This is a genomic window from Arsukibacterium sp. MJ3 (genome assembly GCF_000987765.1).
Taxonomy (GTDB): domain Bacteria; phylum Pseudomonadota; class Gammaproteobacteria; order Enterobacterales; family Alteromonadaceae; genus Alishewanella.
Genome location: NZ_LAHP01000029.1, coordinates 1 through 18,483 on the forward strand (window position 1 = coordinate 1; position 18,483 = coordinate 18,483).

The 18,483-nt window shown below is 44.0% G+C and carries 31 protein-coding genes; all 31 read left to right on the forward strand.

Going from position 1 to position 18,483, the window contains the following annotated elements; genetic code table 11:
- Positions 1 to 205 precede the first annotated feature (205 nt).
- The 31 genes from VT06_RS15590 (at position 206) to VT06_RS15735 (ending at position 18,151) form a co-directional block, all read left to right on the forward strand.
- Positions 206 to 1,945 carry an acyl-CoA dehydrogenase gene (locus VT06_RS15590; protein WP_046555262.1) on the forward strand — a complete coding sequence of 580 codons (1,740 nt, stop codon included), beginning with the start codon at positions 206 to 208 and terminating at the stop codon, positions 1,943 to 1,945.
- A gap of 28 nt (positions 1,946 to 1,973) precedes the next feature.
- The gene (locus tag VT06_RS15595; RefSeq protein WP_046555263.1) at positions 1,974 to 2,837 is read left to right on the forward strand and encodes a phospholipase A; all 864 of its coding nucleotides are present in this window, start codon (positions 1,974 to 1,976) and stop codon (positions 2,835 to 2,837) included.
- A gap of 275 nt (positions 2,838 to 3,112) precedes the next feature.
- Entirely contained in the window at positions 3,113 to 3,424 is a 312-nt protein-coding gene (gene rpsJ, locus VT06_RS15600) for a 30S ribosomal protein S10 (RefSeq protein ID WP_019677715.1), read from the forward strand.
- A gap of 29 nt (positions 3,425 to 3,453) precedes the next feature.
- Positions 3,454 to 4,092 carry a 50S ribosomal protein L3 gene (gene rplC / locus VT06_RS15605; protein WP_046555264.1) on the forward strand — a complete coding sequence of 213 codons (639 nt, stop codon included), beginning with the start codon at positions 3,454 to 3,456 and terminating at the stop codon, positions 4,090 to 4,092.
- An 18-nt stretch (positions 4,093 to 4,110) separates the two neighbouring features.
- Entirely contained in the window at positions 4,111 to 4,716 is a 606-nt protein-coding gene (rplD, locus tag VT06_RS15610) for a 50S ribosomal protein L4 (protein WP_046555265.1), read from the forward strand.
- On the forward strand, positions 4,713 to 5,015 hold the full coding sequence (rplW, locus tag VT06_RS15615) for a 50S ribosomal protein L23 (RefSeq protein WP_019677718.1): 303 nt from the start codon (positions 4,713 to 4,715) through the stop codon (positions 5,013 to 5,015). Before rplD ends, rplW begins: the two co-directional genes overlap by 4 nt.
- A gap of 16 nt (positions 5,016 to 5,031) precedes the next feature.
- A complete protein-coding gene (gene rplB, locus VT06_RS15620) occupies positions 5,032 to 5,856 on the forward strand; it encodes a 50S ribosomal protein L2 (protein ID WP_046555266.1) in 825 nt (274 codons plus the stop codon).
- Positions 5,857 to 5,872: 16 nt separating this feature from the next.
- Positions 5,873 to 6,151, forward strand: coding sequence for a 30S ribosomal protein S19 (gene rpsS / locus VT06_RS15625; protein WP_019677720.1), 279 nt, complete (start codon positions 5,873 to 5,875; stop codon positions 6,149 to 6,151).
- Positions 6,152 to 6,161: 10 nt separating this feature from the next.
- Positions 6,162 to 6,494, forward strand: coding sequence for a 50S ribosomal protein L22 (rplV, locus tag VT06_RS15630; protein WP_019677721.1), 333 nt, complete (start codon positions 6,162 to 6,164; stop codon positions 6,492 to 6,494).
- A 9-nt stretch (positions 6,495 to 6,503) separates the two neighbouring features.
- Positions 6,504 to 7,217: a 30S ribosomal protein S3 gene (gene rpsC / locus VT06_RS15635; RefSeq protein WP_046555267.1), complete on the forward strand. Its 714-nt coding sequence runs from the start codon at positions 6,504 to 6,506 to the stop codon at positions 7,215 to 7,217.
- 12 nt (positions 7,218 to 7,229) lie between these two features.
- Positions 7,230 to 7,643, forward strand: coding sequence for a 50S ribosomal protein L16 (gene rplP / locus VT06_RS15640; RefSeq protein WP_046555268.1), 414 nt, complete (start codon positions 7,230 to 7,232; stop codon positions 7,641 to 7,643).
- Positions 7,643 to 7,834, forward strand: a complete 192-nt coding sequence (gene rpmC / locus VT06_RS15645; RefSeq protein ID WP_046555269.1) for a 50S ribosomal protein L29 — start codon at positions 7,643 to 7,645, stop codon at positions 7,832 to 7,834. The genes rplP and rpmC overlap by 1 nt, the downstream gene beginning before the upstream one ends.
- On the forward strand, positions 7,834 to 8,088 hold the full coding sequence (rpsQ, locus tag VT06_RS15650) for a 30S ribosomal protein S17 (protein WP_046555270.1): 255 nt from the start codon (positions 7,834 to 7,836) through the stop codon (positions 8,086 to 8,088). The genes rpmC and rpsQ overlap by 1 nt, the downstream gene beginning before the upstream one ends.
- 168 nt (positions 8,089 to 8,256) lie before the next feature.
- Positions 8,257 to 8,625 carry a 50S ribosomal protein L14 gene (gene rplN, locus VT06_RS15655; RefSeq protein WP_046555271.1) on the forward strand — a complete coding sequence of 123 codons (369 nt, stop codon included), beginning with the start codon at positions 8,257 to 8,259 and terminating at the stop codon, positions 8,623 to 8,625.
- 9 nt (positions 8,626 to 8,634) lie between these two features.
- Positions 8,635 to 8,949 (forward strand): 50S ribosomal protein L24, encoded by a 315-nt coding sequence (gene rplX / locus VT06_RS15660; RefSeq protein ID WP_046555272.1) that lies wholly within the window; start codon positions 8,635 to 8,637, stop codon positions 8,947 to 8,949.
- A 19-nt stretch (positions 8,950 to 8,968) separates the two neighbouring features.
- The gene (rplE, locus tag VT06_RS15665) at positions 8,969 to 9,508 is read left to right on the forward strand and encodes a 50S ribosomal protein L5 (RefSeq protein WP_046555273.1); all 540 of its coding nucleotides are present in this window, start codon (positions 8,969 to 8,971) and stop codon (positions 9,506 to 9,508) included.
- Positions 9,509 to 9,519: 11 nt separating this feature from the next.
- Positions 9,520 to 9,825 (forward strand): 30S ribosomal protein S14, encoded by a 306-nt coding sequence (gene rpsN / locus VT06_RS15670; RefSeq protein ID WP_046555274.1) that lies wholly within the window; start codon positions 9,520 to 9,522, stop codon positions 9,823 to 9,825.
- A 21-nt stretch (positions 9,826 to 9,846) separates the two neighbouring features.
- Entirely contained in the window at positions 9,847 to 10,239 is a 393-nt protein-coding gene (rpsH, locus tag VT06_RS15675) for a 30S ribosomal protein S8 (protein ID WP_046555275.1), read from the forward strand.
- A gap of 15 nt (positions 10,240 to 10,254) precedes the next feature.
- Entirely contained in the window at positions 10,255 to 10,788 is a 534-nt protein-coding gene (gene rplF, locus VT06_RS15680; RefSeq protein ID WP_046555276.1) for a 50S ribosomal protein L6, read from the forward strand.
- Positions 10,789 to 10,797: 9 nt separating this feature from the next.
- A complete protein-coding gene (gene rplR / locus VT06_RS15685) occupies positions 10,798 to 11,148 on the forward strand; it encodes a 50S ribosomal protein L18 (protein ID WP_046555277.1) in 351 nt (116 codons plus the stop codon).
- Between the two features lie 9 nt (positions 11,149 to 11,157).
- Entirely contained in the window at positions 11,158 to 11,661 is a 504-nt protein-coding gene (gene rpsE / locus VT06_RS15690) for a 30S ribosomal protein S5 (protein WP_046555278.1), read from the forward strand.
- A gap of 6 nt (positions 11,662 to 11,667) precedes the next feature.
- A complete protein-coding gene (gene rpmD / locus VT06_RS15695; protein ID WP_046555279.1) occupies positions 11,668 to 11,850 on the forward strand; it encodes a 50S ribosomal protein L30 in 183 nt (60 codons plus the stop codon).
- A gap of 3 nt (positions 11,851 to 11,853) precedes the next feature.
- A complete protein-coding gene (gene rplO, locus VT06_RS15700) occupies positions 11,854 to 12,288 on the forward strand; it encodes a 50S ribosomal protein L15 (RefSeq protein ID WP_046555280.1) in 435 nt (144 codons plus the stop codon).
- Positions 12,289 to 12,303: 15 nt separating this feature from the next.
- On the forward strand, positions 12,304 to 13,632 hold the full coding sequence (gene secY, locus VT06_RS15705; protein ID WP_046555281.1) for a preprotein translocase subunit SecY: 1,329 nt from the start codon (positions 12,304 to 12,306) through the stop codon (positions 13,630 to 13,632).
- Positions 13,633 to 13,654: 22 nt separating this feature from the next.
- Positions 13,655 to 13,768: a 50S ribosomal protein L36 gene (gene rpmJ / locus VT06_RS17900; protein ID WP_082122561.1), complete on the forward strand. Its 114-nt coding sequence runs from the start codon at positions 13,655 to 13,657 to the stop codon at positions 13,766 to 13,768.
- Positions 13,769 to 13,896: 128 nt separating this feature from the next.
- Positions 13,897 to 14,253 carry a 30S ribosomal protein S13 gene (rpsM, locus tag VT06_RS15710; RefSeq protein ID WP_046555282.1) on the forward strand — a complete coding sequence of 119 codons (357 nt, stop codon included), beginning with the start codon at positions 13,897 to 13,899 and terminating at the stop codon, positions 14,251 to 14,253.
- A 15-nt stretch (positions 14,254 to 14,268) separates the two neighbouring features.
- A complete protein-coding gene (gene rpsK, locus VT06_RS15715; RefSeq protein WP_046555283.1) occupies positions 14,269 to 14,658 on the forward strand; it encodes a 30S ribosomal protein S11 in 390 nt (129 codons plus the stop codon).
- Positions 14,659 to 14,691: 33 nt separating this feature from the next.
- On the forward strand, positions 14,692 to 15,312 hold the full coding sequence (gene rpsD / locus VT06_RS15720; RefSeq protein WP_046555284.1) for a 30S ribosomal protein S4: 621 nt from the start codon (positions 14,692 to 14,694) through the stop codon (positions 15,310 to 15,312).
- A gap of 23 nt (positions 15,313 to 15,335) precedes the next feature.
- The gene (gene rpoA / locus VT06_RS15725; RefSeq protein ID WP_046555285.1) at positions 15,336 to 16,325 is read left to right on the forward strand and encodes a DNA-directed RNA polymerase subunit alpha; all 990 of its coding nucleotides are present in this window, start codon (positions 15,336 to 15,338) and stop codon (positions 16,323 to 16,325) included.
- 39 nt (positions 16,326 to 16,364) lie between these two features.
- On the forward strand, positions 16,365 to 16,763 hold the full coding sequence (rplQ, locus tag VT06_RS15730) for a 50S ribosomal protein L17 (protein WP_046555286.1): 399 nt from the start codon (positions 16,365 to 16,367) through the stop codon (positions 16,761 to 16,763).
- 107 nt (positions 16,764 to 16,870) lie between these two features.
- Positions 16,871 to 18,151 carry a serine hydrolase gene (locus VT06_RS15735; protein ID WP_052750315.1) on the forward strand — a complete coding sequence of 427 codons (1,281 nt, stop codon included), beginning with the start codon at positions 16,871 to 16,873 and terminating at the stop codon, positions 18,149 to 18,151.
- Positions 18,152 to 18,483 lie beyond the last annotated feature (332 nt).

An 18,483-nucleotide genomic window follows, 5' to 3' on the forward strand; every position in this document is an offset into this window, starting at 1 on the left:
GGCCGTACAGTAGGTGCTGGTGTAGTATCTAAAATCATTGCTTAACTAAAGTGTAGTTAGCGGTGATGTAAAGAAGGCTCCTCTTGTGGAGCCTTTTTTTTGCTTTGTTTTTGAACACTAATTCCATTCATAAGAATTCAAACACTTGTTCGAAACGGTCGCATATGCGATATTGTTCACTCATCCGTCCAGTGAGGAACTTACCATGAATAGCTATCAAGCCCCAATAAATGACATGTCTTTTAACCTGTTCGATGTTTGGAAATTAGACCAATATTGGCAGAATAATCGCCAGTTACAGGATTTAATCGACATTGATACTGCAAAAGCTATTCTTGAAGAAGCAGCAAAAATTTGTGAGCAACAAATTGCTCCGTTTTTTCGTGACGCTGATGAACGCGGGGCGCAGCTAGTTGATGGTAAGGTTAGTTTGCCAAAACATTACCATGCGGCATATCAAAGTTTAATTGAAGGTGGTTGGACCGGTTTAAGCGGTGATCCTGAATTTGGTGGCATGGGTATGCCCAAAGCCTTATCAATGATGGTAGATGAGATGCTCTGCAGCGCAGATATTGCTTTCTCTTTATACCCAGGCTTAACTGCTGGTGCTTGTGTAGCATTAATACAGCATGCAGACCAGGCAATTAAAGAGACTTATTTACCCAAATTGTATAGTGGTGAGTGGTCAGGCACCATGTGTTTAACTGAAGCGCATGCTGGTTCTGATCTTGGAATTATGCGTACTTCAGCTAAACCAAATGAGGACGGTAGTTATAGGATTAACGGTTCCAAAATTTTCATTACAGCAGGAGAGCATGAACTAACGTCAAATATTATTCATCTTGTGTTAGCCAAGCTACCTGACGCCCCAGCGGGTAGTAGAGGGATCTCATTATTTCTAGTACCTAAATATAACCTTGATAGCAATGGCGAACCAGCACAACGCAATGGCGTAACGGTTGGTTCAATAGAGCATAAGATGGGTATTAATGGTTCAGCAACCTGCATTTTAAATTTTGATAATGCACATGGTTTTTTAATTGGCGAACCACATCGCGGTTTAAGCTGCATGTTCACCATGATGAATTATGAACGCTTATCAATGGGAAGCCAGGGCTTAGGTGCCGCCGAGCGTGCTTATCAAAATGCGCTGGCGTATGGTAAAGATCGTTTACAAGGCCGGATTAGCGAGCAAAATCTAAATAAGGCTGAGTCAATTATTGGTCATCCCGATGTGCAACGAATGCTATTAAACATTAAATCAATTAATGAGGCGGGTCGAACGTTTGCCACCTGGGTTGCAGCGCTGTTGGATAAATCAAAATACGATAACTGTGTCGTCTCTGGACAACGGGCAAATTTATTAACTCCAATAGCAAAAGCTTTTATGACTGATCAGGGTTTTATCGCCTGTGTGACAGCACAACAAGTGTTTGGTGGCCATGGCTATGTAAAAGAATGGGGTATGGAGCAATTAGTGCGAGATGTTAGAATTGCCCAGATTTATGAAGGAACCAACGGTATTCAGGCTGCTGATTTTATGCTGCGTAAAGTTGCCGCGGACCACGCAGCTGTATTGAATAGCTTGTTAGATGATATCTGCCGGGAAATGAGTAATAAGCCATTGGCAATAAGTATAGAGCTAATAGACATTGCAACTCAATTGCGTAATTTTAACAATCAAATGTTAAAACAACACAATAGCGTATTAGCAGGTGCAGCATGTGATTATCTAGAATTAGTATCGTATGTGTTATATGGTTACATGTGGTATAAAAATTTGGTGGCACTGGATGAAAGCAAACACAGCACCATTTTTATTGAGTCAAAAACGGTTACGGCTAACTGGTACTTTAGTAGGATTCTACCGAAGGTAAACGGTATTATTTCCAGCTTGAACAAAGATTCATCATTTATGGCTAATGTTACTTCAGAGCATTTTTGATTAAACGTTGAGTAATAAAAGGATCGTTATGAAATGGGTTTTTGCTATTTTGGTATTTAGTCTGTCATTGCCACTATTAGCAGCAGATGCATTAGATAAAAGATTAAAAGCTGAACAGTGGGATCAATATGAACCTTTTAGCTTACTACCACATAAATCTAATTATTTGATGCCGGTAAGTTACGTAGACGGTATTGCCAGTACATTAAGTCGCGATGGTGTAAGTGCGCCATCCGATAATCTGGAAGCAAAATTTCAGCTCAGCTTAAAAACACCGTTGTGGCGCAAAATATATCAAGACAACGGCTACCTGTTTTTTGCTTTTACTCAACAAGCGTATTGGCAAGCCTATAACTCTGAAGTGTCATCGCCATTTCGGGAAAACAATTACGAGCCAGAACTTATTCTGATGCTGCCGCACTACCGTAATTATGAAGAGGCAGCCAGTCGAATAATTAGTTTAAGCTTATCTCATCAGTCAAATGGCCAAGTGGGGGATCTATCGCGAAGCTGGAATCGATTAAAGCTTAGTTGGGTAACGTCTATTGGCAATGTATTTATTAACTTTGAACCTTGGTATCGTTTTAACGAACAAGCAAAAACATCAATTGATGATCCTAAAGGTGACGATAATCCTGACATTACTAAATACATGGGGTGGTTTGAGTTATCAGCAGCCTATAAGCAGGGTGATACTACCTGGCGTATTATGGCGCGTAATAATTTACGCAGCAATAACAAAGGTGCATTGCGTTTATCTTACTCGAGACCCTTCAATCATCATATAAGAATTTATATTGAGGTGTTTAATGGTTACGGCGAAAGCTTAATTGACTATGACCGCTCAGTAACCCGGATGGGTATAGGTTTTGAATTGAACGATATTCTGTAACGCTATACCTGTGACAAAGTTTCCAAAGCGTCCAAAATATAAACAAAGCTTGCGTTGGTTGTTAATTTAAGTATAATGCGCGGCCAGTCGATTTAATTCTGACTGCAGCGATTAACAGGTTTCAGTAACATAGTTAGTTACTAATATAAGCTGACTTAATCGTTCTACAATGCTCCCAATTGGGGAGCAACTGGTACTTTGGTGCATAAGCATACTCGAGATGAGTGTCTGCTTATGTTTATTTTTGCTCTTTTTGCTCTTTGAGGCTTTGATACATGAGTAGTCAAAGGATACGCATCCGTCTGAAAGCGTTCGATCACCGTTTGATCGATCAGTCAACTATGGAAATCGTTGACACAGCTAAACGTACTGGTGCTCAGGTTCGTGGTCCAATTCCACTACCAACACGTCAGGAACGTTTTACTGTTCTGATTTCTCCTCACGTCAATAAAGATGCGCGTGACCAGTACGAAATCCGTACCCACAAGCGTTTAATCGACATCGTTGAACCAACTGAAAAGACAGTTGATGCGCTGATGCGTTTAGATCTGCCTGCTGGCGTTGACGTTCAAATTAGCCTGGGTTAATCAGACAGGTTTTTAGAGAGGTTTAGGAAATGGCTATCGGTCTAATCGGTCGTAAAGTGGGCATGACTCGCATCTTCACTGAAGATGGCGTATCAATCCCTGTAACCGTAATCGAAGCAACACCAAACCGCGTTACTGCTGTTAAAACGCAAGACGTTGAAGGCTATAGCGCGCTGCAAGTGACCACTGGTACTGTGAAGGCAAGTCGCCTGAACAAACCAGATGCGGGTCACTTTGCGAAAGTGGGTGTTGATGCTGGTCGTGGTCTGTGGGAATTCCGCCTACAAGATAACGAAGGCGCTGACATTCAGGTTGGCAGCGAGATTACTGTGGATATCTTCGCAGATACGAAAAAAGTTGATGTGTCTGGCACATCAAAAGGTAAAGGATTTCAAGGTGCTGTTAAGCGCTGGAATTTCCGTACTCAGGATGCTACTCACGGTAACTCTTTATCACACCGTGCACCAGGATCGATTGGTCAAAACCAATCTCCAGGTAAAGTATTTAAGGGTAAAAAAATGGCTGGCCACATGGGTGATGAACGGGTAACTGTGCAGTCTCTGGAAGTGGTTCGTGTAGACGCAGCACGTAACATTCTGTTAGTAAAAGGCGCAGTGCCTGGTGCTATCGGCGGTGACGTGATCGTTAAACCAGCTGTTAAAAGCTAACGTCTGAGGAGATAAGTGATGGAATTAGCATTACGAGACGCTCAAGGCGCTCTTGAAGTTTCCGAAGCTACCTTTGGACGTGAGTTTAACGAAGCTCTGGTACATCAGGTAGTAGTTGCTTATGCAGCTGGCGCCCGTCAGGGTACCCGTGCACAGTTAACTCGTTCAGAAGTTCGCGGTGGCGGCAAGAAGCCATGGCGCCAGAAGGGTACAGGTCGTGCCCGTGCTGGTACAATCCGTAGTCCAATTTGGCGCGGCGGCGGTGTGACATTTGCGGCGAAGCCACAAGATCACAGCCAAAAAGTAAACCGTAAAATGTATCGCGGTGCGATCATGAGCATTCTGTCTGAATTAGTACGTCAGGAACGGTTAATCGTGGTAGAAAACTTTGCAGTTGATACCCCGAAAACTAAAGACTTATCGGCCAAATTAAAGGCGATGGATCTGAAAGACGTGTTAATTGTGACTAACGAAGTAGATGAGAACTTATTTTTATCTGCACGTAACCTGTACAAGGTTGACGTACGTGACGTACACGGAATTGACCCGGTCAGCTTAATCGCATTCGACAAAGTGTTAATGACTGCTGCTGCAGTTAAACAACTTGAGGAGCTTTTAGCATGATCCGTGAAGAACGTTTACTGAAAGTGATTCTGGCTCCGCATGTTTCTGAAAAAGCAACTAATGCGGCAGAAAACAACAACACTATCGTTTTCAAGGTATCTACTACCTCTACTAAAGCTGATATAAAAGCTGCTGTAGAAAAACTGTTTGAAACAGAAGTAGTAGGTGTTCGCACTGTTAATGTTAAGGGTAAGACCAAACGCACTGGTGCGCGTATGGGCAAGCGTAGCGATTGGAAAAAAGCTTACGTTACTCTTAAAGAAGGCAGCGAAATCGATTTCGTTGGCGGCGCTGAGTAAGAAGAGGAGTTAGGAAATGGCACTTGTTAAGTGTAAACCTACGTCACCAGGTCGTCGCCACGTATTAAAAGTGGTTAACCCTGACCTGTACAAAGGCAAGCCTTATGCTCCTTTGTTAGAGAAGAAAGTTAGAACTGGTGGTCGTAACAATAATGGTCGTATCACTACCCGTCATATCGGTGGTGGTCATAAACAACATTATCGTGTTGTTGACTTTAAACGCACTAAAGACGGCATTCCGGCTAAAGTAGAACGCTTAGAATACGATCCAAATCGTACTGCTAACATCGCTTTAGTTCTGTATGCAGACGGTGAGCGTCGTTACATTCTGGCCCCTAAAGGTCTGAAAGCTGGTGATTCAATTGTTTCTGGTATGGACTCGCCTATAAAAGCGGGTAACAGCTTGCCACTACGGAACATTCCGGTGGGTCAGGTTGTTCATAATATCGAAATGAAACCAGGTAAAGGCGGTCAGCTGGCTCGTTCAGCCGGTGCTTTTGTACAAATTCTGGCACGTGACGGTGAGTATGTAACTCTGCGCCTACGTAGCGGTGAAGTACGTAAAGTATTAGCAGATTGTCGTGCTACTATCGGTGAAATCGGTAATGCCGAGCACATGTTACGTCAATACGGTAAAGCTGGTGCAATGCGCTGGCGTGGCATTCGCCCAACCGTACGTGGTGTGGTAATGAACCCGGTTGACCATCCACACGGTGGTGGTGAAGGTAAGACTTCTGGTGGTCGTCACCCTGTTACACCATGGGGCGTACCAACTAAAGGCTATAAAACTCGTTCAAACAAGCGTACTGATAAACTTATCGTACGTCGTCGTGATAAATAATTTGTGAGGAATTGCCATGCCACGTTCTCTCAAGAAAGGTCCATTTATTGACCTTCACTTGCTGAAGAAGGTAGAGAAAGCGTTGGAAAGCGGGGACAAGAAGCCTATAAAGACTTGGAGCCGTCGTTCAATGATCATACCTGATATGATCGGTTTGACCATCGCTGTCCATAATGGTCGTCAACATGTACCGGTGTTTGTCTCGGAAGAGATGGTTGGTCACAAGTTAGGTGAATTTGCACCTACTCGTACTTACCGTGGTCATGCAGCCGACAAAAAGGCCAAGAAGCGCTAAGGGGTAAATGATGCAAGCATTAGCTAAACACAAATTTGCCCGTTCTTCTGCACAAAAAACCCGTTTGGTCGCTGACCAAGTGCGTGGACTGTCAGTTGATAAGGCGCTGAATGTACTGACTTATAGCCCGAAAAAGGCTGCTGAGTTAGTTAAAAAGGTTCTTTTATCAGCCATTGCCAACGCTGAGCACAATGAAGGTGCCGATATTGATACGTTGAAAGTGAAGACCATCTTCATCGATGAAGGTCCTTCAATGAAACGGATTAAGCCACGCGCTAAAGGTCGAGCTGACCGTATTGTTAAGCGTACCAGCCACATTACAGTGGTTGTTGCTGATAACTAGGAGATAGAAATGGGACAGAAAGTACATCCTAATGGTATTCGCCTAGGTATCACTAAGCCATGGAGCTCAACCTGGTTCGCGAATACAAAAGATTTCCCGGATTTCTTAAACGGTGATTATAAAGTTCGTCAATATTTGACGAAGCAATTAAAAGCCGCTTCAGTAAGCCGGATTGATATTGAGCGTCCTGCAAAAAGCATTCGTGTGACTATTCACACGGCGCGTCCAGGCGTAATTATCGGTAAGAAAGGTGAAGACGTTGAGAAGATCCGCAAGCAAGTTGCCGCTATTGCTGGCGTACCTGCGCAGATCAATATCTCTGAAATCCGCAAGCCTGAGTTGGATGCCAAATTAGTAGCTGATTCAATCAGCAGCCAGTTAGAGCGTCGCGTTATGTTTCGTCGTGCTATGAAGCGCGCCGTACAAAATGCCATGCGTATTGGCGCTAAAGGTATCAAGGTGCAGGTGAGTGGCCGTTTAGGCGGCGCTGAGATTGCCCGTGATGAATGGTATCGTGAAGGTCGTGTGCCGCTGCACACCCTGCGCGCTGACATTGATTACAACACCTCAGAAGCTTTAACTACTTACGGTATCATTGGTGTTAAGGTGTGGATTTTTAAAGGCGAGATCTTAGGACCTCTGCCATTAAGCAGCAACACCAACAACGCTAACAATAACAACCAGCCTAAAGCGCCGAAAAAACCGGCACGTAAGGCTAAGTAGGGGTATTGAGCGATGTTGCAACCAAAACGTACAAAATTTCGTAAAGTGCACAAAGGTCGTAACCGTGGTTTAGCCCAGGTTGGCGATAAAGTATCTTTCGGTACTTATGCATTGAAATCATTAGAACGTGGTCAAATGACTTCACGTCAAATCGAATCTGCACGTCGTGCTATGACGCGAGCTGTTAAACGTGTTGGTAAAATCTGGATCCGTGTGTTCCCAGATAAACCAATGACGGCGAAGCCGCTTGAAGTACGGATGGGTAGTGGTAAAGGTTCTGTTGAGTATTGGGTATGTCAGATTAAACCTGGCAAAGTCTTATACGAAATGGACGGTGTGTCTGAAGAATTAGCACGTCATGCATTTACGCTTGCCGCTGCTAAGTTACCCTTTAAGACAACCTTTGTAACGCGGACGGTAATGTGATGAAAGCCAGCGATTTAAAATCGAAAAGTGTAGAAGAGTTGAACACTGAATTATTAGGTCTGTTACGTGAGCAGTTCAATATGCGCATGCAATCAGCTACTGGTCAGTTAGCTCAGACGCATTTAATGAAGCAGGTGCGTCGTAATATCGCGCGCGTTAAGACTATCTTAACCGAGAAGGCAGGTGCGTAATGACTGAAGTGAATATCCGTACGCTGCAAGGTAAAGTGATCAGTAACAAGATGGAAAAATCTATCACTGTTGCTATCGAACGTTCAGTGAAACATCCAATTTATGGTAAGTTCATTAAGCGTACTACCAAACTGCATGTACATGACGAAACAAATCAGTGTAATGAAGGCGATGTTGTCACAATTCGTGAATGTCGTCCTCTGTCTAAGACTAAGTCTTGGACTCTGGTTGCGGTAGTTGTACCAGCTAAATAATTATTATTCAGCTGATAGGAACGGCCCTCCGGGGCCGTTTTTTATTATTAAACTACCTATTTAGTAAAAGTGCTGTTATAATCACGCGCCCTTCCATATGGCAGGGTATTTATTATCGTAAGCAGCGTAGTCCGAGAGGGCTATATAGTAGAATAGCGGAGCACTAAGATGATCCAGATGCAATCTATGCTGGAAGTCGCAGACAACAGCGGCGCGCGCAGCGTAATGTGTATTAAGGTCTTAGGTGGTTCACATCGCCGTTATGCGGCAATTGGTGACGTCATTAAAGTTACTGTCAAGGAAGCAATTCCACGCGGTAAAGTTAAAAAAGGTGACGTCCTGAATGCAGTGGTGGTGCGAACACGCAAAGGCGTACGTCGTCAGGACGGATCTTTGATTCGTTTTGATCGCAATGCAGCAGTATTATTAAATACTAAGCTGGAACCGATCGGCACACGTATTTTCGGACCTGTAACACGTGAACTTCGTGGCGATAAGTTTATGAAGATCGTGTCACTGGCACCAGAAGTACTGTAAGGAGTCACAATGGCTAGTAAAATCCGTCGTGATGATGAGGTGGTTGTTCTTGCTGGTAAGGACAAAGGTAAGCGCGGTAAAGTGACGAAAGTATTACTTTCTGAAGACCGTGTTTATATCTCAGGCGTTAACTTGGTTAAAAAGCATCAGAAACCTGTTCCTGCGCTTAATACACCTGGTGGTATCGTTGAGAAAGAAGCCTCAATTCATGTTTCAAATGTAGCGGTTTTCAACCCTAAAACGGGTAAAGCAGATCGCGTAGGTTTCCGTTTTGAAGATGGTAAGAAAGTTCGCTTCTTCAAATCGAATAATGAAGTAATCTAATTGCTATTGGAGTAATACGATGGCGAAACTGCATGAAATTTATAAAGACACCGTAGTCCCAGAACTGTTTAAACAGTTTGGCTACACCAGCGTCATGCAAGTCCCTCGGATTGTTAAAATCACACTCAACATGGGTGTGGGTGAAGCGGTTGCAGACAAAAAGATTCTTGATAACGCCGTAGCGGATTTAGCTGCTATTGCTGGCCAAAAGCCACTTGTTACCAAGGCTCGTAAATCTGTAGCAGGTTTCAAAATCCGTGAAGGCTACCCTATTGGCGCAAAAGTGACCCTGCGCGGCGATCGTATGTGGGATTTTTTAGAGCGTTTAGTCTCTATAGCTATCCCGCGTATTCGTGATTTCCGCGGTGTAAACCCGAAGTCATTTGATGGCCGTGGTAACTACAGCATGGGTGTACGTGAGCAAATCATTTTCCCAGAAGTCGATTACGATAAAGTAGATGCAGTACGTGGTTTAGATATCACTATTACAACTACAGCACGTACCGATGACGAAGGACGTGCTTTACTTGCCGCGTTTAACTTCCCGTTCAAGAAATAAGGTGTAGGGTCATGGCAAAACAATCAATGAAAGCTCGCGAAGTAAAGCGTGCACAACTGGTAGCCAAATTCGCTGCAAAGCGTCATGAGCTGAAAGACCTGATTGCGAATCCAACGACTTCTGATGAAGACCGTTGGGCAGCAGTTCTGAAGCTACAGACGTTGCCGCGTGATTCCAGCCCTTCACGTCAACGTAACCGTTGTCGTGTAACAGGTCGTCCACATGGTTATCTGCGTAAGTTCGGAATGAGCCGTATAAAGGTTCGTGAAGCAGCTATGCGCGGTGAAATTCCTGGCCTTCGTAAGGCTAGCTGGTAAGAATCACGGGAGTAACGAGCTATGAGCATGCAAGATCCAGTAGCGGATATGTTTACTCGCATCCGCAACGGCCAAGCTGCCAATAAAGTTGCGGTTAAAATGCCTTCTTCTAAAATGAAGATCGCAATCGCGAAAGTATTAAAAGACGAAGGTTACATCGGCGATTTCGCTGTATCTGGTGACGTTAAACCAGAATTGGAAGTTACGTTAAAGTATTTCCAAGGCAAATCAGTTATTGAAACTATCGATCGTGTTAGTCGTCCAGGTCTGCGAATCTATAAGAGAAGCGGCGAGTTACCTAAGGTAATGGGCGGTTTAGGTGTGGCCATTGTGTCAACATCTAAAGGACTAATGACTGACCGTGCCGCGCGCAAGGTTGGTATCGGTGGCGAAATAATCGGCTACGTAGCGTAACGGAGGTAGTAATCTATGTCTCGTGTTGCTAAGGCCCCAGTCACTATTCCAACCGGCGTTACGTTAACGCAAAACGGCCAGGTAGTGTCGATAAAGGGCAAAAACGGCGAGTTAACTATTAATGTTAATTCCGCGGTTGAAATTGTTGTCGAAGGTAACGTTTTACGTACCAACCCTCGTGACGGTTTCGCAAATGCAAACGCACAAGCGGGTACTGCCCGTGCATTGATCAATAACCTGGTAACAGGTGTCAGCGAAGGTTTCTCGCAGAAACTGGAACTGGTTGGTGTTGGTTACCGTGCAAAAGCAGAAGGCAAGGTATTAAACCTGAGCCTGGGCTTTTCTCACCCAGTCGTTTTCGAGATCCCTCAGGGTATCACTATCGAAACGCCTACCCAGACTGAAGTCTTGGTTAAAGGTGCTGACAAACAATTGGTTGGTCAAGTTGCTGCAAACATCCGGGCATACCGTAAACCAGAGCCTTACAAAGGCAAAGGTGTTCGTTATGCGAATGAAAACGTGCGTCGCAAAGAAGCGAAGAAAAAGTAGGGTAAGACGATGGATAAGAAACTTGCTCGTCTGCGCCGTGCCAAACGCACTCGCAGAAACATTATCGAACAAGGTGCGAATCGCCTGGTTGTACACCGTACACCACGTCACATCTACGCGCAGCTTATCGCACCAAATGCTGAAGTGATCGCAGCGGCTTCTACTGCAGAAGCAACTATTCGTGAATCATTGACGTACACAGGTAACGTAGATGCTGCCAAGGCTGTTGGTAAAGCGATTGCTGAACGTGCAGTAGCCAAAGGCGTTACTGCTTGTGCTTTTGACCGCAGTGGCTTCCAGTATCATGGTCGCGTGCAGGCGTTAGCAGACGCAGCGCGTGAAGCCGGTCTTCAGTTCTAGGAGTAGCTTATGGCTAACGAAGATGCTAAACAACAATCTGATTTACAAGAGAAGCTTGTTGCAGTAAACCGCGTGTCTAAAGTTGTTAAAGGTGGACGTATATTCTCCTTTACAGCATTGACAGTAGTGGGTGACGGCAACGGCCGCGTTGGTTTCGGTTATGGTAAAGCGCGTGAAGTACCAGCTGCTATTCAAAAAGCAATGGAAAAAGCACGTCGCAACATGACCCAGGTTGAGTTAAATGGTCACACTTTACACCACCCAACACGTGGTGTGCATTCAGGCTCTAATGTATTTATGAAGCCTGCATCAGATGGTACTGGTTTGATTGCTGGCGGTGCAATGCGCGCCGTGCTAGAAGTAGCAGGCATTCAGAATATTCTGTCTAAGTGTTACGGCTCAACTAACCCAATTAACGTAGTTCGCGCTACCATTAATGCCTTGGCTTCAGTGAAGTCACCGGCACAAGTGGCAGCAAAACGCGGTTTACGCGTTGATGACATTTTGGGGTAATTTGCCATGGCGAAGAAGACAATTAAAGTAACCCAGACTAAATCGGGCATCGGTCGTTTACCGAAGCACCGTGCAACGTTAACGGGTTTAGGTTTGCGCCGTATTAATCATACTGTTGAGCTTGAAGATACACCTTCAATTCGTGGCATGATTAACGCTGTGTATTACATGGTTAAAGTGGAGGAGTAAAAGATGCTTTTAAATACACTTTCTCCCGCACCAGGTGCAAAGAAAGATAAAAAACGCGTAGGCCGTGGTATCGGTTCTGGCATGGGTAAAACAGCGGGTCGAGGTCACAAAGGTCTGAAGTCTCGTTCAGGCGGCAAAGTGCGTCCCGGTTTTGAAGGCGGTCAAATGCCATTGAAACAACGCTTACCTAAGTTTGGTTTTACTTCACAGAAATCTTTGGTTTCTGCTGAAGTCCGGTTACACGAGTTGACTGCAGTTAATGGTGACGTAGTAGATTTAGCAACCTTAATGGCAGCTAATATTATTTCTCGTTCCGTTAAGTTCGCTAAAGTTGTGCTGTCGGGCGAAGTTACTCGTCCGGTAACTGTAAAAGGTCTAGGCGTAACCAAAGGCGCGCGTGCAGCCATCGAAGCCGCCGGCGGTAAAGTCGAAGAATAATAAGGATAGTACGCTATGGCTAAACCAGGTTCGGACTCAAGAAGTGCAAAAGGCGGTTTCAGCGAGCTGAAATCTCGCCTGTTATTTGTACTTTTGGCCATAATCGTTTTTCGGTTAGGCTCCTTTGTGCCAATTCCTGGAATTGACGCCAACGTGCTAGCTCAGTTATTCGAGCAACAAAAAGGCACCATCGTTGAAATGTTTAACATGTTCAGCGGTGGTGCTCTTGAACGGGCTTCTGTATTTGCGTTGGGTATAATGCCCTATATTTCTGCTTCAATTATTGTTCAACTATTAACCGTAATGCATCCGCATTTGGCTGAGTTGAAAAAAGAAGGTGAAGCAGGTAAACGCAAAATAAATCAGTACACTCGTTACGGTACATTAGGTTTAGCGATATTGCAGTCTATAGGTATAGCCACTGGTTTACCTAACATGATGCCAGGTTTAGTACTTAATCCGGGCTTTGCATTTTACTTTACTGCAATAATTAGTTTGGTTACCGGAACCATGTTTTTAATGTGGTTAGGCGAGCAAATTACCGAGCGTGGTATAGGTAATGGTATTTCGTTACTAATTTTTACCGGTATTGTTGCTGGCTTCCCGTCTGCCATTGGCCAGACGATTGAGATGGCACGTCAGGGCGATTTGCACTTTTTGCTATTAATAGCTATTGGCGTAATTGTAATTGCGATAACGTGGTTTGTGGTCTTTGTTGAACGCGGCCAGCGTCGTATTGTGGTTAACTATGCTAAGCGTCAGCAGGGCCGTCAGGTGTTTGCAGCGCAGAGCAGCCATTTACCGTTAAAAGTAAATATGGCAGGTGTTATTCCACCAATTTTTGCTTCTAGTATAATTCTGTTTCCAGGCACTATTGCCAGTTGGTTTGGTGCAGGCGAAGGTATGGTTGCAAACTTCCTTCAGGAAGTATCGCTAGCTTTATCTCCGGGACAACCGCTGTATATGATGTTATACTCGGCGGCTATTATTTTCTTCTGTTTCTTTTATACTGCGTTGGTGTTTAATCCGCGTGATACAGCAGACAACTTGAAGAAATCCGGTGCTTTTATCCCTGGGATCCGTCCTGGTGAGCAGACATCAAAATACATTGATAAAGTAATGACCCGGTTAACCTTAGCAGGTGCTATGTATATTACCTTTATCTGTTTGGTTCCCGAGTTCATGATGGTTGCATGGAATGTGCAATTTTATTTCGGTGGTACATCGTTATTGATTATCGTCGTTGTTATTATGGATTTTATGGCACAGGTACAAACCCATCTGATGTCTCATCAGTATGATTCTGTACTTAAAAAGGCAAATCTTAAAGGTTATAACCGTTAAGATATATTTGCGGAGTTAAGTTATGAAAGTACGAGCTTCCGTTAAGAAGATCTGCCGCAACTGTAAAGTTATTCGACGCAACAACGTTGTGCGGGTAATTTGCACTGAACCTAAGCACAAACAGCGCCAGGGTTAAGGTAGAAAACATATTATCGGGCTGGACATTAAGTTCGGCCCCTTAATTGTTTGCAATATGAGCGCTATTTGAGTATCCTTACGGGCTTTTCAAATTGGCACCTATTAATTTTTTAGAGGAGAACGTTAGTGGCCCGTATCGCTGGCATTAACATCCCCGATAATAAACATGCGGTTATTTCATTGACCTATGTTTATGGTATCGGTAAAACCCGCGCTAAATCAATTTTAGCTGCTGTGGGCATCGAAGAAAGTATGAAGATTGCTGCATTATCTGATGCACAGTTAGATACGCTTCGTGAAGAAGTTGGTAAGTACACCGTAGAAGGTGACTTACGCCGTGAAGTGACATTAAACATTAAACGTTTAATGGATCTTGGTTGTTATCGTGGCTTACGCCACCGTCGTAGTCTTCCGGTTCGTGGTCAGAGAACTAAGACCAATGCGCGTACCCGTAAAGGTCCACGCAAAGCGATTAAGAAATAGGACGGAGTATAACACATGGCTAAAGCACCAGTTCGTACCCGTAAAAAGGTAAAAAAACAAGTTTCTGATGGTATGGCTCATATCCATGCTTCTTTCAACAATACCATCGTTACGATCACCGATCGTCAAGGTAATGCTCTTTGCTGGGCTACTTCTGGCGGTTCAGGTTTCCGTGGCTCGCGTAAGTCTACGCCGTTCGCTGCTCAGGTAGCTGCTGAACGTGCAGGTACTGCCGCGTTAGAATATGGTCTTAAGAACCTTGAAGTGTTTGTAAATGGTCCTGGCCCAGGCCGCGAATCAGCGATTCGTGCACTGAATGCCGCTGGATACCGCATTACAAATATCACCGACGTGACGCCTATCCCGCACAACGGATGTCGTCCACCTAAAAAACGTCGCGTGTAATTACAGCGCTTCACGGATTATTGGAGAGAGAAGATGGCAAGATATTTGGGTCCTAAGCTCAAACTTAGTCGTCGCGAAGGTACAGACCTGTTCCTAAAAAGCGGCGTAAGAGCAATTGATTCAAAGTGTAACTTAGCAACCGCCCCTGGTCAGCACGGCGCTCGTCGCGGTCGTTTATCAGACTACGGTTTACAGTTACGCGAGAAGCAAAAAGTTCGTCGTATGTACGGCGTATTAGAGAAGCAGTTCCGTAATTACTACAAAGAAGCTGCTCGTTTGAAAGGTAACACCGGTGAAAACCTGTTAGCGTTGTTAGAGTCTCGTCTTGACAACGTAGTTTATCGTATGGGTCTGGCTAGCACTCGTGCTGAAGCACGTCAGCTGGTAAGTCACAAAGCTATTTTATTAAATGGCAGTGTGGTTAACGTACCATCGTATACTGTGTTACCTGAACAAGTGATCTCTGTGCGTGAAAAAGCCAAGAAGCAAGCACGTATTAGTGCAGCTCTTGAAGTTGCAGCGCAACGTGAGAAACCAACTTGGATTGAAGTTGACAACACGAAGCTGGAAGGCGTTTTCAAACGTCTGCCTGAGCGTTCGGATTTGTCTGCGGACATCAACGAACAGTTAATCGTCGAGCTTTACTCTAAGTAAAGCTAATTGTTAAGAGAGGATATATGCAGGGTTCTGTCACCGAATTCCTTAAGCCGAGATTAGTTGGTATCGAAAGGATCAACCCAACTCGTGCCAAAGTTACTTTGGAACCACTAGAGCGCGGTTTCGGGCATACCTTGGGCAACGCGTTACGTCGTATTCTGCTATCGTCAATGCCAGGTTGTGCAGTGACTGAAGTAGAAATTGACGGCGTTCTCCATGAGTACAGCGCCAAAGAGGGCGTGCAGGAAGATATCATTGATATCCTTTTGAACCTCAAAGGCCTTGCCGTTCGCCTGGAAGACAAAGATGAAGTCACGCTGACTTTAACGAAGAAAGGTGCCGGCCCTGTAACTGCTGGAGATATCCAGCGTGGCGACGGTGTGGTTATTACTAACCCTGAGCACGTTATTTGTAATCTTACTGGTGAAACTGAATTCAGTATGCGCCTTAAGATAGAGCGTGGTCGTGGTTATGTACCTGCATCATCTCGTTTGTCCTCCGATGATGACGAACGTCCAATAGGTCGTCTGTTATTAGACGCATCGTTCAGCCCGGTTGAGCGTATTGCTTATACTGTGGAAGCGGCACGTGTAGAACAGCGTACTGACTTGGATAAACTAATTATCGACATGGAAACCAACGGCACTGTTGAGCCTGAGGAAGCCATTCGTCGTGCAGCAACAATTTTAGCTGAACAGCTAGAGTTTTTTGTTGAATTGCGCGATAAGAGTGAGCCTGAGAAACGTGAAGAGAAGCCGGAGTTTGATCCGATTCTATTACGTCCGGTCGATGATTTAGAGCTAACAGTTCGTTCTGCTAACTGCTTGAAGGCAGAGCAGATTCAGTATATCGGTGATCTGGTACAACGTACCGAGGTTGAGTTACTGAAAACGCCTAACCTGGGTAAGAAGTCACTTACCGAAATCAAAGACGTGTTGGCGTCGCGCGGTTTATCTCTGGGCATGCGCCTAGAAAACTGGCCGCCAGCTAGTTTGGTAAATAAAGACTAACCAGACACCAGTTCCTGGTTTAGTGAGAAGGAATAGATCATGCGCCATCGCAAGAGTGGTCGTCAATTAAATCGGAATAGCAGCCACCGTACTGCAATGTTCCGTAACATGGCAAGCTCGTTGGTGAAGCACGAAATCATCAAAACGACTTTGCCTAAGGCTAAAGAGTTACGTCGTGTGATTGAACCATTGATCACACTGGCAAAGAATGACAGCGTTGCAAATCGCCGGTTAGCTTTTGCCCGTACTCGTGATAAAGAAGTAGTTGGTTTATTATTTAATGTTTTAGGTCCGCGTTACAATGCGCGTCCAGGCGGTTACACTCGTATTATGAAGTGTGGTTTCCGTACAGGCGATAATGCACCAATGTGTTATATAGAGTTAGTTGATCGTCCAGAAGTGGACGCCCTGCCAGTTGAAGAAACTGCTGCAGAGTAAGCTAATACTTAACGTAAAAACCGGGCTTGGCCCGGTTTTTTTATACCTGTTTGTTTTATTTAATAATGCTGGCTAAGCTATTAGTATTTCTTATAGTAAGGTGACTTATGCCATCACGTACCTTTATTGTAGCCGTAAGTTGTTTTTGTCTTTTTCCACCTGGCCTGTTAGCCGTTGGTTGCGATGATATAAAGCCAGCCGATTGCTATGATCTTAAACCATTGCTAATTGATACTCAGTTAAATTATCCAATTCTTCATCAGGTTTTACAAAATCAAGCTGCTTACAAAGTCCAGATTATTTATACTCAGATAGATCGCAATGCTGATAAAATAATTCATTTTACGGATTACCAGTACGGGCTTAATGAGTCGGAGTATTTTTACCCTGCCAGCACCGTTAAGTTACCGGTTTCACTGTTAGCATTACAGTGGCTTGAGGAGCAGCAAGTACCTGCTCTTACTAAAGATAGTATTATGCTCAGCGGCACTAACAGATCTTTACAGAGTTCTGCCTTAAGTGATGTCACTGCAGAAAACAATCTGCCCAGCATTGCCCATTATATTAAAAAGATTTTATTGGTTAGTGATAATGATGCTTATAACCGTCTTTACGAGTTATTAGGCCAAGACTATATTAACCATCAGCTTCAGGTAAAGGGCTTAATGAACACGGTTATCAACCACCGTTTAAGTTTGCCATTACCTGAGTTTGAGCAACGGCATTTTAACCCGATACGTTTTCTCGATAACGACAACAACGAGTTGTTATCATTGCCGGCCCGCTACACGGAGAGGCAATACCTTAATACCTCTAAGCCAATGTTAGGTAAAGCACATATTGTTAATGGTAAATTAGTTAATATACCGATGGACTTTACTGATAAAAATCGTTTTTCTTTGCTTGATTTTAATAGTGTTTTAAAACGAATCATTTTTCCTAAAGCTTTTAAACCGCTGCAGCAATTTAATATAAATCAAAGCAGTCGCGAATTTGTGCTGCACCACATGACAATATCTCCTTCTGATAGCCTTTACCCTAGCTATACCGTGGAGGATTATCCTGATAATTATGCTAAATTTTTACTGGTAGCAGGTGATCCGGCAACAATACCACCTCACTTTAATATTGTTAATAAAACCGGATGGGCTTATGGTCATGCCATAGATGGTGCTTATATTGTTGATACTGATAAAAATATAGAATTTCTGTTGGTCGCCGTTATTTATGCTAACCAGAATGACATCTTAAATGATGATAAATATCAGCTTGAAGAAATTGCTAAACCTTTTATGCGCCAACTTGGCCAATTAATTTACTCACATGAATTGAAACGCCGGCGCGCAGCAGTTCCTGCACTTACTTATCAGAAAACAAACCGTAGCTAATTGTACAATTTATCGACTTTATGAAGGTTATTACAGCAGAACGATTAAAAAACACCCACTCAGTCATCAATTTGTAAAAAAGATCTTGATCATGTTTGCCGGATCTCTATAATGCGCATCCACAGACGGGGCAGCGGCAACGCAGTAAACGTCTGGTGATGAACACTGAACAACTCTGAGAATGGCATTAGCGGTTCTCGCTTCGAAAGTCGAAGCACGCTCTTTAACAATTGGCAATCAATTATCTTTGTGGGCACTTATGATGATGTTCGTGTAAACGAAAAAAATCAGTATGAGTGACCAAGTAGTAATATTTAGTCAGTAATGCTGAG

Bases quoted from the DNA above. Each gene is read 5' to 3' on its own strand.
- rplW (WP_019677718.1), top strand. From the start codon at position 4,713: ATGATCCGTGAAGAACGTTTACTGAAAGTGATTCTGGCTCCGCATGTT.
- rpoA (WP_046555285.1), top strand. From the start codon at position 15,336: ATGCAGGGTTCTGTCACCGAATTCCTTAAGCCGAGATTAGTTGGTATC.
- rplQ (WP_046555286.1), top strand. From the start codon at position 16,365: ATGCGCCATCGCAAGAGTGGTCGTCAATTAAATCGGAATAGCAGCCAC.
- rpsQ (WP_046555270.1), top strand. From the start codon at position 7,834: ATGACTGAAGTGAATATCCGTACGCTGCAAGGTAAAGTGATCAGTAAC.
- rplN (WP_046555271.1), top strand. From the start codon at position 8,257: ATGATCCAGATGCAATCTATGCTGGAAGTCGCAGACAACAGCGGCGCG.
- VT06_RS15590 (WP_046555262.1), top strand. From the start codon at position 206: ATGAATAGCTATCAAGCCCCAATAAATGACATGTCTTTTAACCTGTTC.
- rpsJ (WP_019677715.1), top strand. From the start codon at position 3,113: ATGAGTAGTCAAAGGATACGCATCCGTCTGAAAGCGTTCGATCACCGT.
- VT06_RS15735 (WP_052750315.1), top strand. From the start codon at position 16,871: ATGCCATCACGTACCTTTATTGTAGCCGTAAGTTGTTTTTGTCTTTTT.
- rpmD (WP_046555279.1), top strand. From the start codon at position 11,668: ATGGCGAAGAAGACAATTAAAGTAACCCAGACTAAATCGGGCATCGGT.
- rpsC (WP_046555267.1), top strand. From the start codon at position 6,504: ATGGGACAGAAAGTACATCCTAATGGTATTCGCCTAGGTATCACTAAG.
- rplB (WP_046555266.1), top strand. From the start codon at position 5,032: ATGGCACTTGTTAAGTGTAAACCTACGTCACCAGGTCGTCGCCACGTA.
- rplF (WP_046555276.1), top strand. From the start codon at position 10,255: ATGTCTCGTGTTGCTAAGGCCCCAGTCACTATTCCAACCGGCGTTACG.
- rpsE (WP_046555278.1), top strand. From the start codon at position 11,158: ATGGCTAACGAAGATGCTAAACAACAATCTGATTTACAAGAGAAGCTT.
- rpsK (WP_046555283.1), top strand. From the start codon at position 14,269: ATGGCTAAAGCACCAGTTCGTACCCGTAAAAAGGTAAAAAAACAAGTT.
- rpsS (WP_019677720.1), top strand. From the start codon at position 5,873: ATGCCACGTTCTCTCAAGAAAGGTCCATTTATTGACCTTCACTTGCTG.
- secY (WP_046555281.1), top strand. From the start codon at position 12,304: ATGGCTAAACCAGGTTCGGACTCAAGAAGTGCAAAAGGCGGTTTCAGC.
- rplD (WP_046555265.1), top strand. From the start codon at position 4,111: ATGGAATTAGCATTACGAGACGCTCAAGGCGCTCTTGAAGTTTCCGAA.
- rpmJ (WP_082122561.1), top strand. From the start codon at position 13,655: ATGAAAGTACGAGCTTCCGTTAAGAAGATCTGCCGCAACTGTAAAGTT.
- rpmC (WP_046555269.1), top strand. From the start codon at position 7,643: ATGAAAGCCAGCGATTTAAAATCGAAAAGTGTAGAAGAGTTGAACACT.
- rplX (WP_046555272.1), top strand. From the start codon at position 8,635: ATGGCTAGTAAAATCCGTCGTGATGATGAGGTGGTTGTTCTTGCTGGT.
- rplE (WP_046555273.1), top strand. From the start codon at position 8,969: ATGGCGAAACTGCATGAAATTTATAAAGACACCGTAGTCCCAGAACTG.
- rplV (WP_019677721.1), top strand. From the start codon at position 6,162: ATGCAAGCATTAGCTAAACACAAATTTGCCCGTTCTTCTGCACAAAAA.
- rpsD (WP_046555284.1), top strand. From the start codon at position 14,692: ATGGCAAGATATTTGGGTCCTAAGCTCAAACTTAGTCGTCGCGAAGGT.
- rpsN (WP_046555274.1), top strand. From the start codon at position 9,520: ATGGCAAAACAATCAATGAAAGCTCGCGAAGTAAAGCGTGCACAACTG.
- rplP (WP_046555268.1), top strand. From the start codon at position 7,230: ATGTTGCAACCAAAACGTACAAAATTTCGTAAAGTGCACAAAGGTCGT.
- rpsH (WP_046555275.1), top strand. From the start codon at position 9,847: ATGAGCATGCAAGATCCAGTAGCGGATATGTTTACTCGCATCCGCAAC.
- rplR (WP_046555277.1), top strand. From the start codon at position 10,798: ATGGATAAGAAACTTGCTCGTCTGCGCCGTGCCAAACGCACTCGCAGA.
- rplC (WP_046555264.1), top strand. From the start codon at position 3,454: ATGGCTATCGGTCTAATCGGTCGTAAAGTGGGCATGACTCGCATCTTC.
- rplO (WP_046555280.1), top strand. From the start codon at position 11,854: ATGCTTTTAAATACACTTTCTCCCGCACCAGGTGCAAAGAAAGATAAA.
- VT06_RS15595 (WP_046555263.1), top strand. From the start codon at position 1,974: ATGAAATGGGTTTTTGCTATTTTGGTATTTAGTCTGTCATTGCCACTA.